This is a genomic window from Acinetobacter sp. YH12140 (assembly GCF_013418475.1).
Taxonomy (GTDB): Bacteria; Pseudomonadota; Gammaproteobacteria; order Pseudomonadales; family Moraxellaceae; genus Acinetobacter; species Acinetobacter amyesii.
In genome coordinates, this window is record NZ_VPBZ01000005.1 from 331,653 (window position 1) to 352,033 (window position 20,381).

Here is a 20,381-nt window from a genome sequence, read left to right on the forward strand (position 1 = left end):
TTGAGCGTGACTTAATCCTGCTCTAGCTTCGACGATGATTTTTTGAATTTCTTCCCGTCGTTGTTTCTTCTTTTCATGGTAAATCCACACAGAAGAAATCAACACACTTATAATTAGTCCGCCAATCAGTACTTGTAGTCTTGTAAAGATCATTTTTATTGCTCTTATCATGAAGTTTTCATTTTAATTAAGCATTTAAATATTAAAACTTAATGGCAATTAATGACAAAAACCCGTCAATTATTGACGGGTCAAGACATGACATGTCATTACATGTTTAGTAAATATTTTTTTAGAGAATTTGGATATTGCTGGCTTGCTTGCCTTTCTTGCCATTTGTAATTTCAAACATTACGCGCTGACCTTCCTCTAGTATTTTATAGCCATCGATTCGTACTTCACTATAGTGTGCAAATAATTCTTCACCAGTATCGGAAGCAATAAATCCAAAACCTTTTGTACCGTTGAACCACTTCACTGTCCCGTTTGTTAAATTAGACATTCATATTTCCTTTAAGTAATTATAAGTTTAGAAATTGCTGTAAATATTGATTAATTAACAAGCATATTCAATATAACCAATAATCCTTAAATATGAGGATACAACTGTTAGATCTATGTGAATCAAGTTCTTGTTTTATTACGCAATTACGCACAAAAGTGATAAATTTCTCTCATATTAAGGTAATAATCAGATATAGATTGTAATATTCGATCATTCACACTTTCCATAAATTGAATGAAAAAAGCCCCACATATACATGTGGGGCTTCACCCAATTCATTTGCGCTGATATGAGCCAGTAAATTATAAAGCACTTTAATCAAAATATGTATTCAAAATATATCTTTAAAGCTAATTAATATAAACTATCGATTCAACTGCGTGTATGCCCATTTTAAAAATTTATCTTTATCATGAAAGTTTGGTACATTGATTAAGTGAATAAAACTCACTGCTCCAAATTTACCCGCAATCTTTTTAGGATCAACAATTTCAAAATCATTGTCATTACCTAAATTAAGTTCTTTGAAAAACTCCAGAACCTTGTTATGCAAACCTTGCTGTGAATGTTCAGTTCGCTCTATCAGAAAATCATAAATCTGGCTTAAAACATGTAATTCAAAATTTTTATTCATGACTTTCTTCTCATAATTGTTAAGGTTGGAATCCCAAACTAACGGTTATTATGAGAAAATTAAAGTAATCTAACATCCTGAAACAATATGCTTTAAAATATCTAATTTAAGATAACTCATGTTTTTTTTAAGCTTTTAGTCAGGCCTTTGCCCGCCCCATATTGATATCTGCAAGTTCAAATCTGTGAAATCGATACCCCAATTCTTCAGCATGGTCATAACGATCCATATTCCAAGCCTTCGTTGCAAGTTTGCCTTTACGACCTCCAGACCATGGACCAGTTGCTATTTCAATTAGCATGCGATGTTCAAGGAGGTGTAAAAGTAAAAACGCCAATGCTTCGTAATATTGAAATGAAAGTACTCCTCATACTTCATTTTCATTCGGTCTAATATTTATTTTAGTCGCTCGAGTGCTTCTCAGTATTTTTCACTGGCTTTAGGTAAAGGCCTGGTGCGTGGTTTCTTTTTGGGACGTATCTTTTTGGTTAGCGCGTTATATACATCAGGCTCCATATTTCACCCAATAAAAAACCTCCCGGAGGAGGTTAATTTAATTGCATGTAAAAATTAAAATAACTTAAATATTTTTCCAGTTTTATCACTGTAGAAATGCATATCAAAGCTAGGCTTAATTATTTCATCATCTATATTTAGATAACGGACGCAATCACCATAACTATTTGGCTCATCAGAGGATTTTTCGCACATAGCTTCAAGTGTATAAACAGCGCCATGTTGATCAACCACATCTAACATTACTTTGTTTAGTAAAGTATCCATGTATTATCCATCAATCCCAATGATTTCACTCGCTTGGAAACCACGTTGACCTTTTGATACGCTAAATTGTACACGCTGACCTTCAGCAAGTGATTTGAAACCACCTGAAATGATTTGAGAAAAATGAGCAAAAACTTCTTCGCCGTTATCAGCCGCGATGAAACCGAAGCCTTTAGTATCGTTAAACCACTTAACAGTGCCTGTAGTTAAATTTGACATAATAATTTCCTTTAATAATATTTAATTTAGAGTTCTTCAAAAATTAAGAAAATAAATAGTTAATCTATAAATAATTTAATTAAAAAATTTAGCTCTAAACTGTTTAGGTTTGAGAGTGAATGTTTAAAAATACAATTTATATAGTTTATTTAGTTCAGTATAAAAAGATTTACCATCAATATTTAAAGTTAGCTTTTGTCCTGACTCTAGGACAACTTGTTTAGCAACTTCAACTAAGGTTTTACCATTCAAATTGCTTTGAATTTTTTTTAACGGAATAATATTCACACGAATTTCATCGCCGTTAGTTGCTGAAGCAGTAGTCCAGCCGTTAGATATGTTCATTTATTGACTCATATAATGAGCTTTTGTAAACAGAATAGTATTAAAAATAAAACCAACTTTAATTTTGGAGATTGTTCACTTAAGAAAAATTTAAACTTATGATATTTACAGTAGCTGTGAAATTTAAGAAAAGATATAAAAATTAAATCATTATCTTAAAAATATGATTTAAGGAAAACCCACGGATAGCTGCAGGCTTCCCTTGATCGGCATGATGCGAATTCATGCTATGCGTTAACTGTTTGAATTTGATGCTTGAACATCAGAATGGAGGGAATACGCAATTCCGTTAACAACTCAAACACTACCGTTCCGCTTACGGATTCGATCGAACACACTATATCAGATATATTAATATTCACCTAACCTTATTTCAATTTTATTTATATTTGTGATTTTTTTATTCTCTTCCTGCTAGCTATCCAATATTTGTGTGATAATCATTGCAATACTTTATGTAAATTTCTAAGTCGTGTTTTGCCTGTACTTTGTCTGTCATATAGTCACCAAAAAAATCCCGCTACTTCCTAGCGGGATTTTCTGAAACTTTAAATTATTTTGAGTCGTTATTTCTTTACATTTAAACAACTCTGACAAAAAAATTAAATTTCCATCAAAGCACTTTCGTGTAACCATCTCACTATGTATACTAATCATACATTTTATAAGTTGTAACATTTTAATGGCCCTTGATATATTAAATTAATTATTTAAATTTAATAACATAAATATTATTTAACCAATCGTTTCATTTCACTTAACCTTATTTCCTTGTTTTCCGTATGAACTACAAAGCAAATAACGATTAAACTAAAGAAAAATATTGTAATAAGTATTTTGAAGCTTGTACCCATGTGCACAAAGCTCAAAAAAATTTTTACGGCTAAATTTTTATGTTTATTAACTGCGGTTAGCAACCCAACACAGTTGCCTTACATAACTGTGATATTGCTAGCTTGTCGGCCTTTTTTTCCTTGAGTAATTTCAAATTGTACACGCTGGCCTTCTTTAAGTGCTTTATAGCCGCTCATGTTTATTTCACTGTAGTGTGCAAATAAATCTTCACTACTATCAGATTGTATAAATCCAAATCCCTTACCTTCATTGAACCATTTCACTATACCACTGGCATTGTTAGTCATTTTTTATTCCTAATGTTTGAGTTTGTTATTTCATACTCTTTAGTAATACTTAGTAAGTTATTTAGTTAGTTTAGTTGCTCATAAGCCCATTTTAAGAACTTATCCTTTTCTCGAAATAAGGATACTAATCTAAGATTGATTTTAGATATGCTCCCAAATTTTCCATAAAGGATATTTGGCTCCGTTTGTATGACGTCCGATTGATCTCCTTGAGAAAGTTCTTTGAAAAACTCCATAGCTTGGTTATAGGGTGTTAATTTTTCGAATCCTTCCCGTTCGACTATAAAATCATAGATCTGCCTTAAAACATGATGATCATATAGATTGGGCATTTTGATTGCTCGATTTAGAATTGTTGTTCTATAAATCTAACTAAATTGTATAAATTTAAAAAGTGCGAAATAGAAAAAAAATAAAAAATTAATGTAAATTAAACATATTAATTTTATCCATTTTAAATATCTAGCTAAACCATTGTTAAGTTTAATTAAAATACATAACCTAAAAGTCTTAAAAGTTATTTTTTTACAATTTAAAAAACTAAAGTTTTTATATCGTTAAAGGCTTTGTTGCACAAACCTACCGGTAAAGTCTTATTCCACAATATAATTCCTAGATGAACAAACCTACGTCCAAAATCTTTCGTACGTGGCGCTTCTTCTTCCATAACATCTTGCATAGAAAAACTTTGCTATCGTTTTGGCTTTACCCATACACAAATGAATTAAAACCATCAGCTCTATTTTAAATTTACCTAAAATTTTATATCAATATTTTTGATATAAAAATTAATTATTTAGTTTTATTTACTAAGATCTTTATTTAAAGCCAAAGATGTTGGTAACCAACTTAGATCATTTTGGATTAATAAAATAGAAATACACAACTAAGCAAACTAGCGAAATCGTTGAAATTAAAAGATAAGTGCCCGTTGTATTAAAGCTTTTTAGAAATTTAAATAAGTCCATCATTTCTTCCCCCCCATGAAAAAACAGATAAATTATACTAAATAATATCTGGGGGATTAAATAGCTGTTAGTCGAATAGCGAAGACGACACGATCAAGCGGTCATTAAAAATACATATCTCCTTTAAATCTAGATTTATATATAAATTTGAGTCTGTCAAATACAAAAAAAACAGCTCCCAACTCAATGAGAACTGTATTTTTAATACTACAAATTGATCGAAATTAAACGGCAAGTACTTTCACAATAATGGTTTGCATGTCTTCATTTTCTTCCGCCAAATAAACACGCTTTAACTCTTTGCTTTTCACTTTGAATTGATGATTTTGATACTGAATTACAGCCGGAATTTGATCAAAATACAGGCTATCTGCGTCTAATTCTTCTTGAAAAAGTGGCGTGCCCAATTGATAGTCTAGGCTTTTTAATACTACATATTTAACAGTCGTTTTCATTGAAATAAACCTACTTTTGTTACGCTCTTTATTTTAAGTTTTAACATCGTTTTCCTTCCGAAGAAACCTTTATTTCATATTTTCGTACAGCTTCTAAACAATCACGCTATTTTCGTGAATTCCACAACACACACAGTACCAACTTAGACTTTTAGTGAAATTACAGGCGAGCGAAATCAATGCTAAAATTTTAAGAATACTAATGATCATTCATCATTCTACTTTGGGGTAAGCACATGCTTAAACAGTGTTGCGATGCTTTAGAACAAAAATCCATGACCATCGCGTTTATCGAGAGTGCAAGCTCTGGTTATTTATGTAGTCAATTTTCAATTTATAAGAATAGTGGTGCAGATATCTTATTAGGTGGACTAGTGAGCTATGATCCATCGATCAAACGTGAAATTTTAAAAGTAGATCCTTTACTAATAGAAAAATTTACGGCCGAATCCGCAGAAGTGACTCAAGCGATGGCTGAGCAAGGACAACAACTATTTTTACATGCGGACTTCGTGGTGGCCTGCACTGGATTACTCAAACCCGGTGGCAGTGCAACCGTAGAAAAACCCGAAGGAACATTTTATATTTCAATTTTACATGATGGTCGTATTTATAATTATCATTATTTTATTTTGGGTACGGCTTTAGAACGCTTAGATCAGTTAACTGAAAATGTTGCTCACAGTGTATTAGACATCTTAAATGCAGAATAAAACATACATAATCTTCATATTTAAATATCATTTTGCATCGCATACTGTATTGAGGAATTTACTTATCAGGACAAGAAAATGCAGCTACGTCATTTCAATGCATTCGCAATTAGCACCCTACTGTCCTGCTCTGCTTTCGCGACGGTAGGCGGCCCTCAAACCATTGAGGTTTTAGGTTTTGATAAAAAAGACCAAAAAATCTATTTAATGCGTCATTTTGAAGATGGTCGTGGTCGTTTACCACAATTATATTATTATCAATTAAATAGCCAAAAGCCGACGCAATTAATTACAGTGAAGTCTTTGTATATTAATCCAAAGACAAAACGGATTGATTACGATCAAGACAGCACCCAGTTTAATAAAGAAATCGCGAAAATAAAAAAACGTTTAGTCAAATTAACACCAGTAAATAACAATAATGCTCGAATACAGTTATTAACAACCATGAATGGCACTGCAAAATCATGGTATGACCCGAATGAAACCATTGATAAATGGACTTATCAATATCGTGTTAAAAATTCGCAGTATAAAAGCGCTGTACAAAAGGCTGAGACGTATAAAGAAGGTTTAAAAATCTCTAAAACTTATCGTGTAATGCAAAAGCCCTTTTATTTAGTGACTGTTAAATATCTAGGGATTCCATTTGAAACAGGATATAGGGTTGAAGATCCAGTTTTACTAACCAAATAGATTATTAACTTAAATAACAAATAATAAAAAAGCCTCTTTAGAGGCTTTTTTATTCCACTTTAAAATTATGCTGCAGAACGCTCTGCAATCGGCACAACTTTACGTAATTCCGGACCTGTATAGTCCGCACTTGGACGAATAATACGATTGTCCGCACGTTGTTCCATCACGTGTGCTGCCCAACCTGTTACACGCGACATCACGAAAATTGGCGTAAACAGTTTAGTTGCAATATCCATGAAATGATATGCAGATGCATGGAAGAAATCAGCATTACAGAATAATTTCTTCTCACGCCACATCACTTCTTCACAGCGCACTGATACAGGATAAAGTACAGTATCACCGACGTCTTTTGCTAGGCGTTCAGACCATTTCTTAATAATGCCATTACGTGGATCGTTATCTTTGTAAATCGCATGACCAAAGCCCATGATCTTTTCTTTACGCTCAAGTTTACCCAACATTTCACGCTCAGCTTCTTCTGGAGACGTCCAGTTTTCAATCATTTCCATTGCAGCTTCGTTTGCACCGCCATGTAATGGACCACGAAGTGAACCAATTGCACCTGTAATACAAGAATGCATATCAGACAATGTTGATGCACATACACGCGCTGTGAATGTAGAGGCATTAAATTCATGCTCTGCATATAGAATCAGTGACACGTTCATCACTTGCTCATGCAATTCATTTGGTTTTTCACCACGCAGTAAATGTAGGAATTGTGCGCCGATTGAATCATCATCAGTGTTTTCTTCTACACGTACGCCATCATGGCTGAAACGGTACCAATAGCAGATGATTGCCGGTAGTGTTGCCAAAATACGGTCTGCAACATCTTGTTGCTCTTCAAACGATTTTTCAGTTTCTAAATTTCCAAGCATTGAAACGCCTGTACGCATCACATCCATTGGGTGCGAGTCAGCAGGAATGCGTTCTAACACCTCTTTCAACGCCTGCGGTAATTGACGCAATGATTTGAGTTTGGCTTTGTATGCTGCAAGCTGTTCTGTTGTTGGTAATTCACCAAAGAAAATCAGGTACGCGACTTCTTCAAACTGACAGTTTTCTGCCAAGTCTTGAACGTCATAACCACGATAGGTTAAGCCCGCACCACTTTTGCCTACAGTTGACAATGCAGTTTTACCAGCTACTTGTCCGCGCAGTCCTGCGCCCGTGAGTACTTTTCCTTCAGCCATTTTTATTTTCCTTCAGTGAACAATTTATCTAAGGTGTTTTCAAAAGTGTGATAATCGAGGAATTGATAGAGTTCTTTTCGTTGTTGCATTTTATCCAGTACATTGACTTGTGTACCTTCATTGCGGATCGCATGCATTACTTCTAGTGCCGCTTTTTGCATTGCACGTGTTGGTGATAATGGGTAAAGCACCATTGCAATACCCTGCTCGCCTAGTTCTTCTTTGGTGTAGTAAGGGGTATCACCAAACTCTGTAATGTTTGCCAGTACAGGGACACCAACAGCATCGCAGACAGTTTTGTACATGGTAATATCAGTCATTGCTTCAGCAAAGATCGCATCTGCACCTGCTTCTACACAGGCACATGCACGGTCGATCACTGCTTGCAAACCTTCTTTTTGTAATGCATCTGTACGCGCCATCACCACAAAGTTTGAATCGGTTTTTGCATCAACAGCCGCTTTAATACGGTCAACCATTTCTTGTTGTGACACGATTTCTTTGTTCGGACGGTGACCACAACGCTTTTGTGCGACTTGGTCTTCGATATGAACCGCTGCTGCACCTGCTGCAATCATTTGCTTCACACTGCGGGCAATATTAAATGCACCGCCCCAACCTGTATCGATATCGACAAGTAATGGCGTATCTACACGTTCAGTAATACGACGAACATCTTCCAAAACATTGTCTAAACTGGTCATGCCTAAGTCAGGTAAACCATATGAATAGTTCGCAACACCTGCACCAGATAAATATATGGCTTTATAGCCAACTTCTTTTGCCATCATTGCTGCATAGGCATTTACTGTGCCAATGATTTGTAATGGTTTTTCGATTTCCAATGCTTGTCTAAATCTTAAGCCTGCAGACGTTTGTTGTGTCATATTCCTTTCCACGGCATTTACTTTAATTTTCGAAGTTTGAGTATATCCATATTTTTTTCCAACTCTATGGCTTTGTAGAATATTAACTCTAAAACTTTAGTCAAATATTTCACTTGTCACCTATCTGTTGTTATTCTTTAGTCAAAGATCTCTTATTTATGAGCAAAGCAGAAAAGTACTGAATTGTTTGCTATAATTATCGTCAAATCAGCCCTTTTTTTGTTAAATATTATCACTTTATGCAAGATTTAATACACATTGAACCTTTAACGCATGACCAGCCACAAACGCGGCGCGGACATGAACGATGTGTTGCGCTTTTAGAAAGTGCTACGGAGCTTTTTTTAAAACGTGGGTTTGATGCAGTTTCATTAGATGACATCGTGAATCATGCGGGTGGTTCAAAAGCGTCAATCTATAAATATTTTGGTAATAAAGACGGATTATTTAAGGCCATTTGTGACTATCGTCGCTGCTTATTTTTCAAAGATATTTGCCTACCATTTACAGTCAGCCCTGACACCGATATTCGTGCTTATCTCATCAATACTTTAAGTGACTTTCATCAGCATATCGTGATGCCTGAAAATGCGGCATTTATGCGGTTAGTCTTAGAACAAACAGGACGTAATCCTGAAATAGCACGTTATATTCATGAGCAAGGCCCAAAACAAATTCAGAACACCGTTGCAGAAATTTTAAATCAAGCGCATCAACACGGTTTGCTGTATTGTGAAAACCCGTTGTTTTCGGCTCAATTTTATTTTGGAATTTTGCGAAATTTAGAATGGCGCGTTCTCATGGGCATCACCATTGATGAAAATGATCAAGAAACCATCAATTACATCAGTTATTGCGTCGATCGTTTCCTAGACGGTCACCAAAAGCGCTAGATTTTTTGCATTTTACCTCTCTTATAGTATATTAATCGATTCCTTTTTCTCTAACCAACCAACAACTAATTGTTGTTTTGTTTTTTGATTCAGCAATTATTGTGGAGTAACAATGGCTCTACGTCACTTTCTAACTTTACGCGATTTATCGACTTTAGAACTTAATCAAATTGTACAGCGCGGTATCGAACTCAAGCGCAAACAGCATAACAATGAAGTTTTCCAACCTTTCGTTGGTAAAGTCATGGGCATGATTTTTGAGAAATCGAGCACCCGTACACGTGTATCGTTTGAAGCAGGAATGAGCCAATTTGGTGGTAGTGCAATTTTCCTTTCATCTCGCGACTCTCAATTAGGCCGTGGCGAGCCAGTAGAAGATTCTGCACGCGTGATTTCAAGCATGCTTGATATTGTGATGATTCGTACTTTTGGTCATGACATTGTTGAACGTTTTGCTTCTTATTCAAAAGTTCCTGTCATCAATGCATTAACAGATGATCACCACCCTTGCCAATTACTTGCCGATGTTCAAACATTCGTTGAACACCGTGGTTCTATTGAAGGTAAAACGGTTGCTTGGATTGGTGATGGCAACAATATGTGTAACTCATATATTGAAGCTGCTCATATGTGGGGCTTTAAATTAAAAATCGCTGCACCTAAGGGCTATGAACCTAAAGCAGAATTTCTATCTGAATTTGCACACTGTGTGGAACTTGTTGATTCTGCCGAAGATGCTGCAGTTAATGCAGATTTAATCGTTACAGATGTTTGGGCAAGTATGGGCCAAGAAGAAGAGCAAAAAATTCGTGAAAAAGCGTTTGCTGATTATCAAGTGAATGAACGCCTGATGGATCTTGCTCACGCTGACTGCCTATTTATGCACTGCTTACCTGCGCATCGTGGCGAAGAAATTTCTGAAAATATGCTTGACCACAAAAATGCTGTGGTTTGGGATGAAGCTGAAAATCGCTTACATGCACAAAAAGCACTTGTAGAATTTTTAATTAACGAAAATCTTAAAAAAGACTAAGGTTTTACTTAGATAAAAAAGCACCTTCGGGTGCTTTTTTTGTTTTTGCATGCTTTAATAAAACCATAACTTTTATAAGTGATTAAGATTATGCGTTTAAAAAATATTTGCTTATTGGCTCTTGGATTGAGCTTATCTACTTTTAGCTTTGCTGGTGAACCAAGTGAATTAGATCAATACTTGGTGAAAAATCAGATTTTAGATAGCAATTTTAAAATTAAAAATAAAACAGGTTTAAACGAAATACTCGCTGCCATTAGTGATGAAGATTCACGCACTCTTCCCTATCAAGTTGATCAGAATATGTTGATGGAAAAAATGGAAGTTTCAGCAGATAAGATTGAAATTGATGGTATTATCACCACCCCTGATTTTGCGCAATTTGAACAATCAGTCGGTGAACATAAGGTGAAGCAACTCATCAAGCATAATTCACTCCAAAACTGTGAATTACTATTCGAGCATCAATTTCAACGTGTTAATCCATATAAAATTGAAATGGATCTAAGCTCGGGTAGCAATCAATACGAAATTATCATTAAAAATACAGAGTGCAAATTTAAATAAATATCTAATTTCTTACAGCTCTTGGTTTAACTTTTGCATTGTTTAACTTAACGAATTAAACCTTGAGGCTGTAATACAATCACAGCTGCGCCCACCAACACAATGACGCCACCTAGCATATCCCAACGTGTTAGAACTACGTGATCGACAAAACGCAACCACAGCAATGCAGAGAAAATGTAGATTCCGCCATAGGCTGCATAGATACGACCCGAAGCTGCTGGATGCAACGTCAATAACCAAACAAATGCAGCCAATGCAAGCGCTGTTGGAATCCATAACCACTGCGATTTTTGCTGATTTAAAATCAAATATGGGAAGTAACAGCCTAAAATTTCCATCAGTGCTGTCAGTGCAAATAAACCAAATGTGGTCAGCACTTTTGTTAATGGTATGTCCATCATTGAGAAACCCAAATCTAGCGTCGAATAAATATAAAAAACCCGTGCAAGCACGGGTTTTTCGTTAATTAAATTACTTAAGCAGGTTCAGCGGTTTGGTCTTCAAACACTTCGAGTTTTAAGCCCACAGCTTTGCCATTTTCTTTCTTCACTGAAACACCAACATTACCACCATGTTCCGCAAGCTCGCCAAACAAAATCATTTCAGCAAGCGGTTTCTTCAAATGCTCTTGAATTAAACGCTGCATTGGACGAGCGCCCATCAAGCGATCGTATCCTTGCTCTGCCATCCATTCGCGTGCATCTTGGTCAACCTCAAGAACCACTTTTTTGTCATCTAACTGTGCCTGAAGCTCTGTTAAAAACTTATCAACCACACTTTCAATGACAGTTGTTGGCAATGCTTTAAATTGAATAACACCATCTAAGCGGTTACGGAACTCCGGAGAGAAGGCTTTTTTCATCGCGTCTTGGTTATCATTACTGTTATCTTGATCCATGAAACCAATGCTCACACGTGAAATTGATTCTGCACCAATATTGGTAGTCAGCACTAACACGACGTTACGGAAGTCAGACTTACGACCATTGTTGTCCGTTAATGAACCATGATCCATAATTTGAAGTAACAAATTAAAGACATCTGGATGTGCTTTCTCAATTTCGTCTAGTAAAAGTACGCAATGCGGATTTTTATGAATCGCGTCGGTCAACAAACCACCTTGATCAAAACCTACATAACCCGGAGGCGCACCAATTAAACGAGATACGGCATGACGTTCCATGTATTCCGACATATCGAAACGTACAAGTTCAACGCCTAACAATTTCGCCAATTGCTTAGTGACTTCAGTTTTACCCACACCTGTAGGACCAGCAAAGACAAAATTACCCACTGGCTTATCTGGTGCTTTTAGACCTGCACGAGATAATTTAATCGCAGATGCAAGCGCTTCAATCGCTTCATCCTGACCGAACACCACACGTTTCAGATCACGCTCAAGATTTTCAAGGACGCTCTTGTCATCTTTAGACACAGTTTTCGGTGGAATACGCGCAATTTTCGAAACGATATCTTCAATGTTTTCAACTGAAATGACCGTATCATCTTGCTCAGCTTTTAAACGACGCTGCGCACCAGCTTCATCAATCACATCAATGGCTTTATCAGGCAAGAAACGATCATTGATAAATTTCGCAGATAGTTCTACCGCAGAAACCAACGCTTGATCTTCGTATTTCACATGATGGAATTCTTCAAATTTGCCTTTTAAGCCACGCAGAATATCAATCGTTTCTGAAATAGATGGTTCATTGACATCAATTTTTTGGAAACGACGAGATAATGCATGATCTTTTTCAAAAACTTGACGGTATTCTTGGAAAGTCGTTGAACCGATACAACGTAAAGTACCATTCGCCAAAGCTGGTTTGATGAGGTTTGATGCATCCATCGTGCTGCCCATACTTGAGCCTGCACCGATGATCATATGAATTTCATCAATAAATAAAATAGCTTCGGGCTTTTTCTTCAATGCATTTAACAGTTGTTTTAAACGCTTTTCAAAATCACCACGGTATTTAGTTCCTGCAACTAAAGCACCAATGTCTAAACTAAATACTTCTGCATTTTCAAGCGGTTTAGGAGCTTTGCCATTTACAATGAGCCAAGCCAAACCTTCAGCAATCGAAGTTTTACCTACACCCGGATCACCCACCAAAAGAGGGTTATTTTTACGGCGTCGGCATAGAATTTGAGCTGTACGTTCAATCTCTTTTTCACGACCAATCAGTGGATCTGTTTTGCCTTTTTGAGCTTCAACATTGAGATTGGTCGTATAAAGCTCTAATGGGCCAGAATTTGAAGACGTAGTATTTTCACCATCGAGCTCTTCAATTTCTTCTTCGGCTTGGACTTCATCTTTACGTGTGCCATGTGACAAATACTGCGTTAATGTCAAACGGTTGATTTGATGGCGTTTAAGTAAATACACCGCAAATGAATCACGCTCTGAATACATCGCAACTAAAATGTCTGCACCTTCTACAGTGCGGTCATTACCACTCGATTGCACATGGAAAATTGCACGCTGCAAAATACGATCAAAACTTTCTGTAGGATGTGGCGCTTGATCGCTATTTTCGCCAAGCTTAGGGGTATGTTGTTCTACGTATTCTTCAAGTTCTTTGCGAAGCACAATAATGTCTGCGCCACATGCTTTCAATGCATTAACAGCGGAATCATTATCCAGTAAAGCCAATAATAAATGTTCTACCGTCAAAAATTCATGTCTCTTTTGACGAGCCATGCTGACAGCCAAACGTAGTGATACTTCTAATTGACGACTGAGCATGTAATCCCCTTATTAATCTTTTGGCTCAATCTGACAAAGTAATGGATGACTTTGCGACCGAGCGTAATTATTGACCTGATTTGCTTTAGTCTCTGCGATGTCTCGCGGATAAACCCCTGCAACACCCTTTCCTTCATAATGTACAGTTAGCATTACTTGAGTGGCTTGGTCAAGATTCAAAGCAAAGTATTGTTGTAAAATTTCAATTACAAAGTCCATTGGGGTGTAATCATCGTTCATTAAAACGACAGCATACATAGGAGGACGCTTTAATTCAGGTGGCGCAGTCAATACTTGAATGTCTGAATCACCATCATCCTGCATACCTTGACTGAGAGTCGAGTTTAGATGCCAGTCCACTAAACCAGATTGGTAAAATGAATTTTTAATGTCAGATAAACACGTTTGACGCTTATTGGTTCGCATAGGATTTAGGTTTCACACTTAGTTTGCACTTGCTTCAGTTTGAGGAATTTCTGAAAGGAAGGCAGATTGATTTTCAACAGGCTGACCTTTCGACCAGCTAAAACGGCGAATAACGGGTTTAGAACCGCTTAAACGCACTTCAATAAAGTCTGGACTAAAGCCTTTTGGCATGGTCCAACGTCCAGTGAGTCGCTCACTTTCGCTAAAGTTAAAGTTTTTGTCTTCTAAAGGCACTGCAAGTACTTCTGTACCCTTAATTAGACGCAGCTCAACACTTCCAGACACAATACTTTTTGACGGACTTACTTGAACGAGATCAAGTTGGTATTCATACGCATTTTCAGGTAACGGTTTAATCGCTAAATGTTGTACTGCAAGCGGCATACCACCACGTTGGCGCAATACTTCACGATACAAAACACCCAAATTACCGGTTAATTCTTGATCATCACGTGCTTTTTTAACAGCCAAATATAAATCATTTGAATTACTTACAGCGACATCACGCTCTTGAATTGCCGCATTCAAACTTTTATTCAGGCCTGCTAATTCATTTTTTTGCTTTTGCACCACATCAACCAGTTGCTCTGCATCTGCATCATATCCGACCACAGTTAAGCCCTGACGATGACCGATACTATATCCGAGAAAACCGCTGCTCAATGCAAGTACAACTGCACCAATCGCCAGTGGCATATTCGTCTTCATAAAAGGCGTTTTTTCACTGTTTTCAGGTTCTGACTTGAAATTAGATTCTGTATTCGACATCGTCATCTCTTATTTTTAGTTCACTCAAGGCACACATTTAAATCCAGTTTTAAATGTGTGTGAAGTTTTAAATCGTTTCTTATGGTAATAAACCAATGCCTTGAAGTCCTGCATTTTCAGCAAAACTAAACATCAAGTTCATATTTTGTACGGCTTGACCTGCTGCACCTTTCACCAAGTTGTCTTGAGCAACCAAAATCACTAATTTTTTCGGCTGAGGTTTGCAAATCGCAATACGTAATTGGTTCGCACCACGCACAGTACGTGTTTCAGGTGAGCTACCTGCAGGCATAACATCTACAAACTGCTCATTGGCATAGAACTGTTCATATATGCTTTGTAAATCCGCAGAAGCACCTGCGTCTGTCAAATCAATATAGATAGTGCTGAGCATGCCACGAATCATTGGTACCAAATGCGGTACGAATAAAATTTCGTTAAACACACCTTTTTGACCTGAAATATTTTCTAAAGCTTCTACAATTTCAGGATGATGACGGTGACCTGCAACTCCATATGCCTTAAAGTTATCTGCATTTTCAGAATAGATCATACCTAGGCTGGCTTTACGACCTGCACCAGACACACCTGATTTTGCATCAATAATAATGCTTTCAGGTTTCACTAATCCTTCAGCTTTTAATACTGGTGCTAAACCGAGCTGAACAGTTGTTGGGTAACAACCTGGGTTACCAATCACTGAAGCCTTTTGAATTTTTTCACGGTTTAATTCAGACAAACCATAAACTGACTCTTTTAATAGCTCTGGACATGCATGGTCTAGGCCATACCATTTCTCAAATTGAGCTAAGTCTTGCAAGCGGAAGTCAGCAGCAAGGTCAATCACTTTAGTATTTGCAGCAACTAACTCTTCTGCGTGTTTCATTGCTACACCGTGAGGCGTAGCAAAGAATATAACGTCACATTGTTTTAGTTCTTCAATATTTAGATCTGAATAGCAAAGGTCTGTATGTCCACGCAAACTTGGGAACATATCATCCACACGGCGGCCATTTTCAGTACGCGAAGTTAAAACTTTCACTTCCGCATTTGGGTGTCGCAGTAAAATACGCAGTAATTCAACACCTGTGTAACCTGTACCGCCGACAATACCTACTGAAATCACGCTCTTTACCTCTATTCAAAGTATCCATTTGATGACTGCGTAGTATGACAGGAAGTTTAGGATTTCTGAACTGTTTTACTAGGGTTTATTGCAATACAGATATTTTTTATCAGGTTAAGAGAAAACATATTTTCAGAAAGAACTAAACTTACGTTGGATGAAAGGTGCAACTGCCCTGTTTGTAGCAACTATTACTGTTTCAAACTAATTTCTACAGGTATTTTCTGTCCTTTTCTTAAAATTTCAAACTTTACCGTGTTTCCTCTTAAATAGTTTGAACTTTCAACAAATGCACTGACATCATTAATATTTTCATCATTCATTTTTAAAATGATATCTTGCGACATTATCATATTTTCAGCAGGAGAACCCAGCTTAACCACTTTAGCGATAACACCTGATTGAATACTATTATAAATTTTATCCCTTTGGGATAATTCAGTAGGATAAATACCTGTTATTGAATTAAATTTGTAAAAATAAACGACATTTAACTGATCACTTAAAGATTGGTATCGGGCTGGTCTGCTTTCTATCGTGCCTACCGGTATATTATTTAAATTATTGACATCATATTTCCCCCTATCACCACCAGAAATTCTTGCAGCCTCTGGCTGATGCATACGGGTATCATAAACAACCTTACTGCCTAAAGATTCACTACTAAAAACCGCAATAGCTGAGCCATGAAGTAAAGCTTTTTGTCGAATATCCCTCATACTTCTACTATAGGAATAATCAATTAATTTTTCAGTAGATATAGGCACATATCCTTCTTCTAGCATTTCAAGTGTCTTTTCTTCTAAATCATCTACTTTATAAATCTTTGGATTCAACCTTTGTACATTTTTCCCGCTGTAATCCTCAGCACAAACAAAATTAAAGCTACAAACCAATATCAAAGCACCACAAGATCCTAATAGCTTCATCACTCTCATTGCTCTCTTTTATATTTAATTTTCTCTTTAAACTAAATATATAAATAAAAAATCCTGATATATTCAATCATTATTAGATAAAAGAAACTTTTTGTTTAAAAACAAGCACAACACATAAGTTTCTAGATTTCAACCTTCAAATATTCCACCACCAAGGCATTGCCGTCATTTTTAGTATTTTTCGATGCTGCTGAAAATTTATATCATGCTTTTGCACTTCAGCCCAAAAATTTAGACTATGATCAAAGTGCTTAGTATGCGCTAACTCATGTACAGCCACATAACGCGTGATTTCCAACGGAAAAAGTACCAGCCCACTATTCAACATAATGTCATGCTTTGCAGAACAGCTGCCCCAGCGAGTTTTGGGCTGACGAATTGAGCAATCACCATATTTCAAGCCTGTTTCACTGCTCACTTGCTTTAAATAAATTGGTAAATACTCTTTGGCATAAGCAATCACAAAGCTTTTTAAATATTGCTCAGGCTGCCGAACACTGATGAAAAGCTGATGCTTTTCTTCATCTAAGATGAATGAGTTTTTTTGTACTTTATAAACAATGCTTAGAGGCTGCTCTAAATTGAATAGTTTTAATTCTACTGGTAGCGTTTTATCAATCTGCCCTGTTTTTTCCTGCTGCTTCTGCCATGTCTCAATCATCCATTGTTCCGATTGTTTAAGAAAATCTTGAACTTGGCGCTGTGTACAAAACTGGGGAACCGTTAATTTAATTTGAGTTGGTTCTACACGCAGCCTTAAGCGTGTGGCACGTAATTTTCGGGTGATTTGAATTTCAGGAAGGTTTGGGATCATATTTTTTATTAATTTTAAATCCTCCCTAACCCTCCTTTTACAAAGGAGGGAAAATCACCTAAATAAATTCAGGTGAAAAGTCCCCCTTTATCAAAGGGGGATTTAGGGGGATTTTATAAAACTCGTTAAACAGCAGTACGCTCTTCAATACCGTTATCGGTCGCAACAACAGCAATATCCGCTTTGTTTAATGCAAAGATACCGTTACACACTACACCTGGAATGTCATTCAAAGTCTTTTCAAGTTCCAATGCATTTAGGATATTTAAGTTGTGTACGTCTAAAATTACATTACCGTTATCTGTTACTACGCCTTCACGGTACACAGGATCGCCGCCTAAAGAAACGATTTTACGTGCCACAGCAGAACGTGCCATTGGAATCACTTCTACAGGAAGCGGAAATTCACGTGCCAACTGATCAACCCATTTAGAATCATCTACGATACAAACGAATTTTTTCGCAATAGACGCCACGATTTTTTCACGAGTCAACGCTGCGCCGCCGCCTTTAATCATGTGCATATGACGGTCGATTTCATCCGCGCCATCTACATAGGCATCTAAACCTCCAACGTGGTTCATATCAACCACTTCAATGCCTAATTTTTTCAAACGTTGTGCAGTTGCTTCAGAACTTGCAACAGCAGCTTCGAGTTGAAGCTCTGGCAATAATTCGATGAGGAAGTTCACAGTACTTCCTGTACCAACACCCAAAATACCGCCCTTTGGCAAATGCTTTAACGCAGCTTTTGCGGCAGCTTGTTTCTTTTCATCTTGGGTTGCATACAGACTCATAACTTGGCTCAACTATTTTTTGACATTAGACGCTGATTTTTCAGCCCAAATGTACAGGGGTTTGTTACAATAAACCCCTATTTTAAACTGTTAGATGGAAAATTAACATGCTGTCTCGTTTGGTTCGACAAATATTACAGGCAACGGTCTATGACGTTGCAATCGAAACCCCACTCGAAGCAGCGCCACGAATTAGTGAAAAACTAAACAATAACATTCGCTTTAAACGCGAAGATTTACAACCTGTCTTTTCTTTCAAGCTACGCGGTGCCTACAACCGTATTAGTCAATTACCGAAATCTCAGTTGGAACGTGGCGTTATTACTGCTTCTGCAGGTAACCATGCTCAAGGCGTGGCATTATCTGGTAAAAAGTTGGGTATTCGCGCCATTATCGTTATGCCTAAAACCACACCAGACATTAAAGTACAAGCGGTTAAACGCTTAGGTGGTGAAGTGGTTCTGCATGGCGATTCTTTTGATGTAGCCAATAAATACGCAATCCAATGTGCAAAAGATGAAGGTATGACCTTTATTCCACCTTATGACGACGAACTCGTTATGGCCGGTCAAGGAACCATTGCCAATGAAATTCTTCGTCAATGGCGTGATGTGGACTATGTATTTGTTGCTGTAGGCGGTGGCGGTCTTATTGCCGGTGTAGCCGCTTACTTAGGTGATGTGGCACCTCACGTTAAAGTCATTCCTGTTGAATATGATGAATCAGCATGTTTAAAAGCAGCCTTTGAAGCCAATGAACGTGTCATTCTGCCATCTGTCGGTCTTTTTGCCGATGGTACAGCGGTTGCACAAATTGGTGAAAAACCATTTGAAGTGATTCAGCTACAAAAATCAGATAACTCAGGTCCAATTGTTGAGCGTGATGTTATTTTGGTAAATACCGATGAAATCTGTGCAGCGATTAAAGATACCTTTGATGAATGCCGCAGCATTGTTGAACCGTCAGGTGCAATGGCGCTTGCAGGTATTAAGAAGTATGTTGCTGAGCATGGTCTAGAAGGCAAGAATATGGTGTCGATTGTATGCGGCGCCAATATGAACTTTGACCGTCTGCGCTATATTGCAGAACGTACCGAACTTGGTGAACGTAAAGAAGCGATCTTTGCTGTGACCATTCCAGAAGAAAAAGGTTCATTCCTCCAATTCTGCCGCGCACTACAAGGCCGTAACATCACTGAGTTTAACTACCGCGCAAGCAACTCAAGTGCCGCTCAAGTATTTGTGGGTATCAGTCTCAAAAATGGCGAAAAAGAACGTCAGGAAATTTTTGAAACCTTAAAATTCCAATACGATGTAGACGATCTTTCTGATGATGAAGTGGCTAAACTGCATATCCGTTATTTAATTGGCGGTCATGCAGATATCGAGAATGAACGTTTATTCCGCGTGGAATTCCCCGAACGTCCAGGCGCATTGCTGACTTTCTTAGAACGTCTTGGACCTACACATAACATCACCCTATTCCACTACCGTAACCACGGTGCTGCTGAAGGTCGTGTATTGGTGGGTATGGAAGCAACAGATGCGAAACAAAACCCAGATGGCTTGATTGAAACATTGGAAAATATTACCTACCCATATGTTGAGATTACCAATAATCTGGGTTATCAACGTTTCTTGAAATAAATGAGACTTCTATAAAAGAGCTGGAATCTAGATTCCAGCTTTTTTATTTGCATCAATTCTTTTCTACAT

At 37.1% G+C, this 20,381-nt stretch carries 23 protein-coding genes and 1 pseudogene; 6 read left to right on the forward strand and 18 right to left on the reverse strand.

The genetic code is table 11. The features are described from left to right. Positions 1-292: 292 nt before the first annotated feature. From FTU75_RS08655 to FTU75_RS08690, 8 genes and pseudogenes are all read right to left on the reverse strand, one after another. Positions 293-502: a cold-shock protein gene (locus FTU75_RS08655; protein ID WP_180115730.1), complete on the reverse strand. Its 210-nt coding sequence runs from the start codon at positions 500-502 to the stop codon at positions 293-295. Positions 503-869: 367 nt separating this feature from the next. Next, positions 870-1,139: a hypothetical protein gene (locus FTU75_RS08660; RefSeq protein ID WP_078193453.1), complete on the reverse strand. Its 270-nt coding sequence runs from the start codon at positions 1,137-1,139 to the stop codon at positions 870-872. 142 nt (positions 1,140-1,281) lie between these two features. After that, a pseudogene (locus tag FTU75_RS08665) lies at positions 1,282-1,655 on the reverse strand (hypothetical protein); the annotation flags it as partial. A gap of 54 nt (positions 1,656-1,709) precedes the next feature. Then, positions 1,710-1,922 (reverse strand): hypothetical protein, encoded by a 213-nt coding sequence (locus tag FTU75_RS08670; protein ID WP_180115731.1) that lies wholly within the window; start codon positions 1,920-1,922, stop codon positions 1,710-1,712. A gap of 3 nt (positions 1,923-1,925) precedes the next feature. Then, positions 1,926-2,141 carry a cold-shock protein gene (locus FTU75_RS08675; RefSeq protein ID WP_180023751.1) on the reverse strand — a complete coding sequence of 72 codons (216 nt, stop codon included), beginning with the start codon at positions 2,139-2,141 and terminating at the stop codon, positions 1,926-1,928. Between the two features lie 123 nt (positions 2,142-2,264). Continuing rightward, entirely contained in the window at positions 2,265-2,486 is a 222-nt protein-coding gene (locus FTU75_RS08680; protein WP_067766975.1) for a transposase, read from the reverse strand. Between the two features lie 932 nt (positions 2,487-3,418). Next, positions 3,419-3,628 carry a cold-shock protein gene (locus tag FTU75_RS08685; protein ID WP_111883693.1) on the reverse strand — a complete coding sequence of 70 codons (210 nt, stop codon included), beginning with the start codon at positions 3,626-3,628 and terminating at the stop codon, positions 3,419-3,421. A 1,192-nt stretch (positions 3,629-4,820) separates the two neighbouring features. Beyond that, a complete protein-coding gene (locus FTU75_RS08690) occupies positions 4,821-5,051 on the reverse strand; it encodes a hypothetical protein (RefSeq protein ID WP_078190858.1) in 231 nt (76 codons plus the stop codon). A gap of 236 nt (positions 5,052-5,287) precedes the next feature. Here FTU75_RS08690 and FTU75_RS08695 point away from each other — a divergent pair, with 236 nt between their 5' ends. Beyond that, positions 5,288-5,764 (forward strand): CinA family protein, encoded by a 477-nt coding sequence (locus FTU75_RS08695; RefSeq protein WP_168379808.1) that lies wholly within the window; start codon positions 5,288-5,290, stop codon positions 5,762-5,764. Between the two features lie 78 nt (positions 5,765-5,842). Next, positions 5,843-6,460 carry an aminotransferase gene (locus FTU75_RS08700; RefSeq protein WP_180115732.1) on the forward strand — a complete coding sequence of 206 codons (618 nt, stop codon included), beginning with the start codon at positions 5,843-5,845 and terminating at the stop codon, positions 6,458-6,460. Positions 6,461-6,525: 65 nt separating this feature from the next. Here the strand turns inward: FTU75_RS08700 and prpC are convergent, their stop codons facing one another. Both prpC and prpB read right to left on the reverse strand, forming a co-directional pair. Then, complete coding sequence (gene prpC / locus FTU75_RS08705) at positions 6,526-7,662, reverse strand: 2-methylcitrate synthase (protein ID WP_111883699.1); 1,137 nt, start codon at positions 7,660-7,662, stop codon at positions 6,526-6,528. A 2-nt stretch (positions 7,663-7,664) separates the two neighbouring features. Continuing rightward, positions 7,665-8,549 (reverse strand): methylisocitrate lyase, encoded by an 885-nt coding sequence (gene prpB, locus FTU75_RS08710; protein WP_180034832.1) that lies wholly within the window; start codon positions 8,547-8,549, stop codon positions 7,665-7,667. Positions 8,550-8,788: 239 nt separating this feature from the next. Here prpB and FTU75_RS08715 point away from each other — a divergent pair, with 239 nt between their 5' ends. The 3 genes from FTU75_RS08715 to FTU75_RS08725 all read left to right on the forward strand — a co-directional run bounded on the left by FTU75_RS08715 (position 8,789) and on the right by FTU75_RS08725 (position 11,042). Further along, entirely contained in the window at positions 8,789-9,442 is a 654-nt protein-coding gene (locus tag FTU75_RS08715) for a TetR/AcrR family transcriptional regulator (protein WP_078188637.1), read from the forward strand. Positions 9,443-9,554: 112 nt separating this feature from the next. Further along, positions 9,555-10,475, forward strand: a complete 921-nt coding sequence (gene argF / locus FTU75_RS08720) for an ornithine carbamoyltransferase (RefSeq protein WP_078193464.1) — start codon at positions 9,555-9,557, stop codon at positions 10,473-10,475. Between the two features lie 90 nt (positions 10,476-10,565). Next, positions 10,566-11,042, forward strand: a complete 477-nt coding sequence (locus tag FTU75_RS08725) for a hypothetical protein (protein WP_180115733.1) — start codon at positions 10,566-10,568, stop codon at positions 11,040-11,042. A gap of 47 nt (positions 11,043-11,089) precedes the next feature. Here the strand turns inward: FTU75_RS08725 and FTU75_RS08730 are convergent, their stop codons facing one another. The 8 genes from FTU75_RS08730 to rpiA form a co-directional block, all read right to left on the reverse strand. Beyond that, a complete protein-coding gene (locus FTU75_RS08730) occupies positions 11,090-11,443 on the reverse strand; it encodes a YnfA family protein (protein ID WP_111883867.1) in 354 nt (117 codons plus the stop codon). Between the two features lie 77 nt (positions 11,444-11,520). Beyond that, positions 11,521-13,797, reverse strand: a complete 2,277-nt coding sequence (clpA, locus tag FTU75_RS08735) for an ATP-dependent Clp protease ATP-binding subunit ClpA (protein ID WP_180005564.1) — start codon at positions 13,795-13,797, stop codon at positions 11,521-11,523. A gap of 12 nt (positions 13,798-13,809) precedes the next feature. Further along, positions 13,810-14,223: an ATP-dependent Clp protease adapter ClpS gene (clpS, locus tag FTU75_RS08740; protein WP_180115734.1), complete on the reverse strand. Its 414-nt coding sequence runs from the start codon at positions 14,221-14,223 to the stop codon at positions 13,810-13,812. An 18-nt stretch (positions 14,224-14,241) separates the two neighbouring features. Then, positions 14,242-14,991, reverse strand: a complete 750-nt coding sequence (locus tag FTU75_RS08745) for a hypothetical protein (protein ID WP_180115735.1) — start codon at positions 14,989-14,991, stop codon at positions 14,242-14,244. A gap of 79 nt (positions 14,992-15,070) precedes the next feature. Further along, positions 15,071-16,117 (reverse strand): N-acetyl-gamma-glutamyl-phosphate reductase, encoded by a 1,047-nt coding sequence (gene argC / locus FTU75_RS08750; RefSeq protein WP_180115736.1) that lies wholly within the window; start codon positions 16,115-16,117, stop codon positions 15,071-15,073. A gap of 191 nt (positions 16,118-16,308) precedes the next feature. Continuing rightward, positions 16,309-17,046, reverse strand: coding sequence for a S1C family serine protease (locus FTU75_RS08755; RefSeq protein WP_180115737.1), 738 nt, complete (start codon positions 17,044-17,046; stop codon positions 16,309-16,311). Positions 17,047-17,191: 145 nt separating this feature from the next. Then, positions 17,192-17,869 (reverse strand): SprT family zinc-dependent metalloprotease, encoded by a 678-nt coding sequence (locus FTU75_RS08760; RefSeq protein ID WP_180115738.1) that lies wholly within the window; start codon positions 17,867-17,869, stop codon positions 17,192-17,194. Between the two features lie 125 nt (positions 17,870-17,994). Continuing rightward, on the reverse strand, positions 17,995-18,666 hold the full coding sequence (rpiA, locus tag FTU75_RS08765) for a ribose-5-phosphate isomerase RpiA (protein ID WP_078188646.1): 672 nt from the start codon (positions 18,664-18,666) through the stop codon (positions 17,995-17,997). Positions 18,667-18,773: 107 nt separating this feature from the next. Between rpiA and ilvA the strand changes: the two genes are divergently transcribed. Next, entirely contained in the window at positions 18,774-20,312 is a 1,539-nt protein-coding gene (gene ilvA / locus FTU75_RS08770) for a threonine ammonia-lyase, biosynthetic (protein WP_078188647.1), read from the forward strand. The last annotated feature ends 69 nt before the right edge of the window (positions 20,313-20,381 follow it).

Coding starts and splice junctions, on each gene's coding strand:
- FTU75_RS08655 (WP_180115730.1), bottom strand. CDS start 502: ATGTCTAATTTAACAAACGGGACAGTGAAGTGGTTCAACGGTACAAAA.
- FTU75_RS08660 (WP_078193453.1), bottom strand. CDS start 1,139: ATGAATAAAAATTTTGAATTACATGTTTTAAGCCAGATTTATGATTTT.
- FTU75_RS08670 (WP_180115731.1), bottom strand. CDS start 1,922: ATGGATACTTTACTAAACAAAGTAATGTTAGATGTGGTTGATCAACAT.
- FTU75_RS08675 (WP_180023751.1), bottom strand. CDS start 2,141: ATGTCAAATTTAACTACAGGCACTGTTAAGTGGTTTAACGATACTAAA.
- FTU75_RS08680 (WP_067766975.1), bottom strand. CDS start 2,486: ATGAACATATCTAACGGCTGGACTACTGCTTCAGCAACTAACGGCGAT.
- FTU75_RS08685 (WP_111883693.1), bottom strand. CDS start 3,628: ATGACTAACAATGCCAGTGGTATAGTGAAATGGTTCAATGAAGGTAAG.
- FTU75_RS08690 (WP_078190858.1), bottom strand. CDS start 5,051: ATGAAAACGACTGTTAAATATGTAGTATTAAAAAGCCTAGACTATCAA.
- FTU75_RS08695 (WP_168379808.1), top strand. CDS start 5,288: ATGCTTAAACAGTGTTGCGATGCTTTAGAACAAAAATCCATGACCATC.
- FTU75_RS08700 (WP_180115732.1), top strand. CDS start 5,843: ATGCAGCTACGTCATTTCAATGCATTCGCAATTAGCACCCTACTGTCC.
- prpC (WP_111883699.1), bottom strand. CDS start 7,662: ATGGCTGAAGGAAAAGTACTCACGGGCGCAGGACTGCGCGGACAAGTA.
- prpB (WP_180034832.1), bottom strand. CDS start 8,549: ATGACACAACAAACGTCTGCAGGCTTAAGATTTAGACAAGCATTGGAA.
- FTU75_RS08715 (WP_078188637.1), top strand. CDS start 8,789: ATGCAAGATTTAATACACATTGAACCTTTAACGCATGACCAGCCACAA.
- argF (WP_078193464.1), top strand. CDS start 9,555: ATGGCTCTACGTCACTTTCTAACTTTACGCGATTTATCGACTTTAGAA.
- FTU75_RS08725 (WP_180115733.1), top strand. CDS start 10,566: ATGCGTTTAAAAAATATTTGCTTATTGGCTCTTGGATTGAGCTTATCT.
- FTU75_RS08730 (WP_111883867.1), bottom strand. CDS start 11,443: ATGGACATACCATTAACAAAAGTGCTGACCACATTTGGTTTATTTGCA.
- clpA (WP_180005564.1), bottom strand. CDS start 13,797: ATGCTCAGTCGTCAATTAGAAGTATCACTACGTTTGGCTGTCAGCATG.
- clpS (WP_180115734.1), bottom strand. CDS start 14,223: ATGCGAACCAATAAGCGTCAAACGTGTTTATCTGACATTAAAAATTCA.
- FTU75_RS08745 (WP_180115735.1), bottom strand. CDS start 14,991: ATGTCGAATACAGAATCTAATTTCAAGTCAGAACCTGAAAACAGTGAA.
- FTU75_RS08755 (WP_180115737.1), bottom strand. CDS start 17,046: ATGAAGCTATTAGGATCTTGTGGTGCTTTGATATTGGTTTGTAGCTTT.
- FTU75_RS08760 (WP_180115738.1), bottom strand. CDS start 17,869: ATGATCCCAAACCTTCCTGAAATTCAAATCACCCGAAAATTACGTGCC.
- rpiA (WP_078188646.1), bottom strand. CDS start 18,666: ATGAGTCTGTATGCAACCCAAGATGAAAAGAAACAAGCTGCCGCAAAA.
- ilvA (WP_078188647.1), top strand. CDS start 18,774: ATGCTGTCTCGTTTGGTTCGACAAATATTACAGGCAACGGTCTATGAC.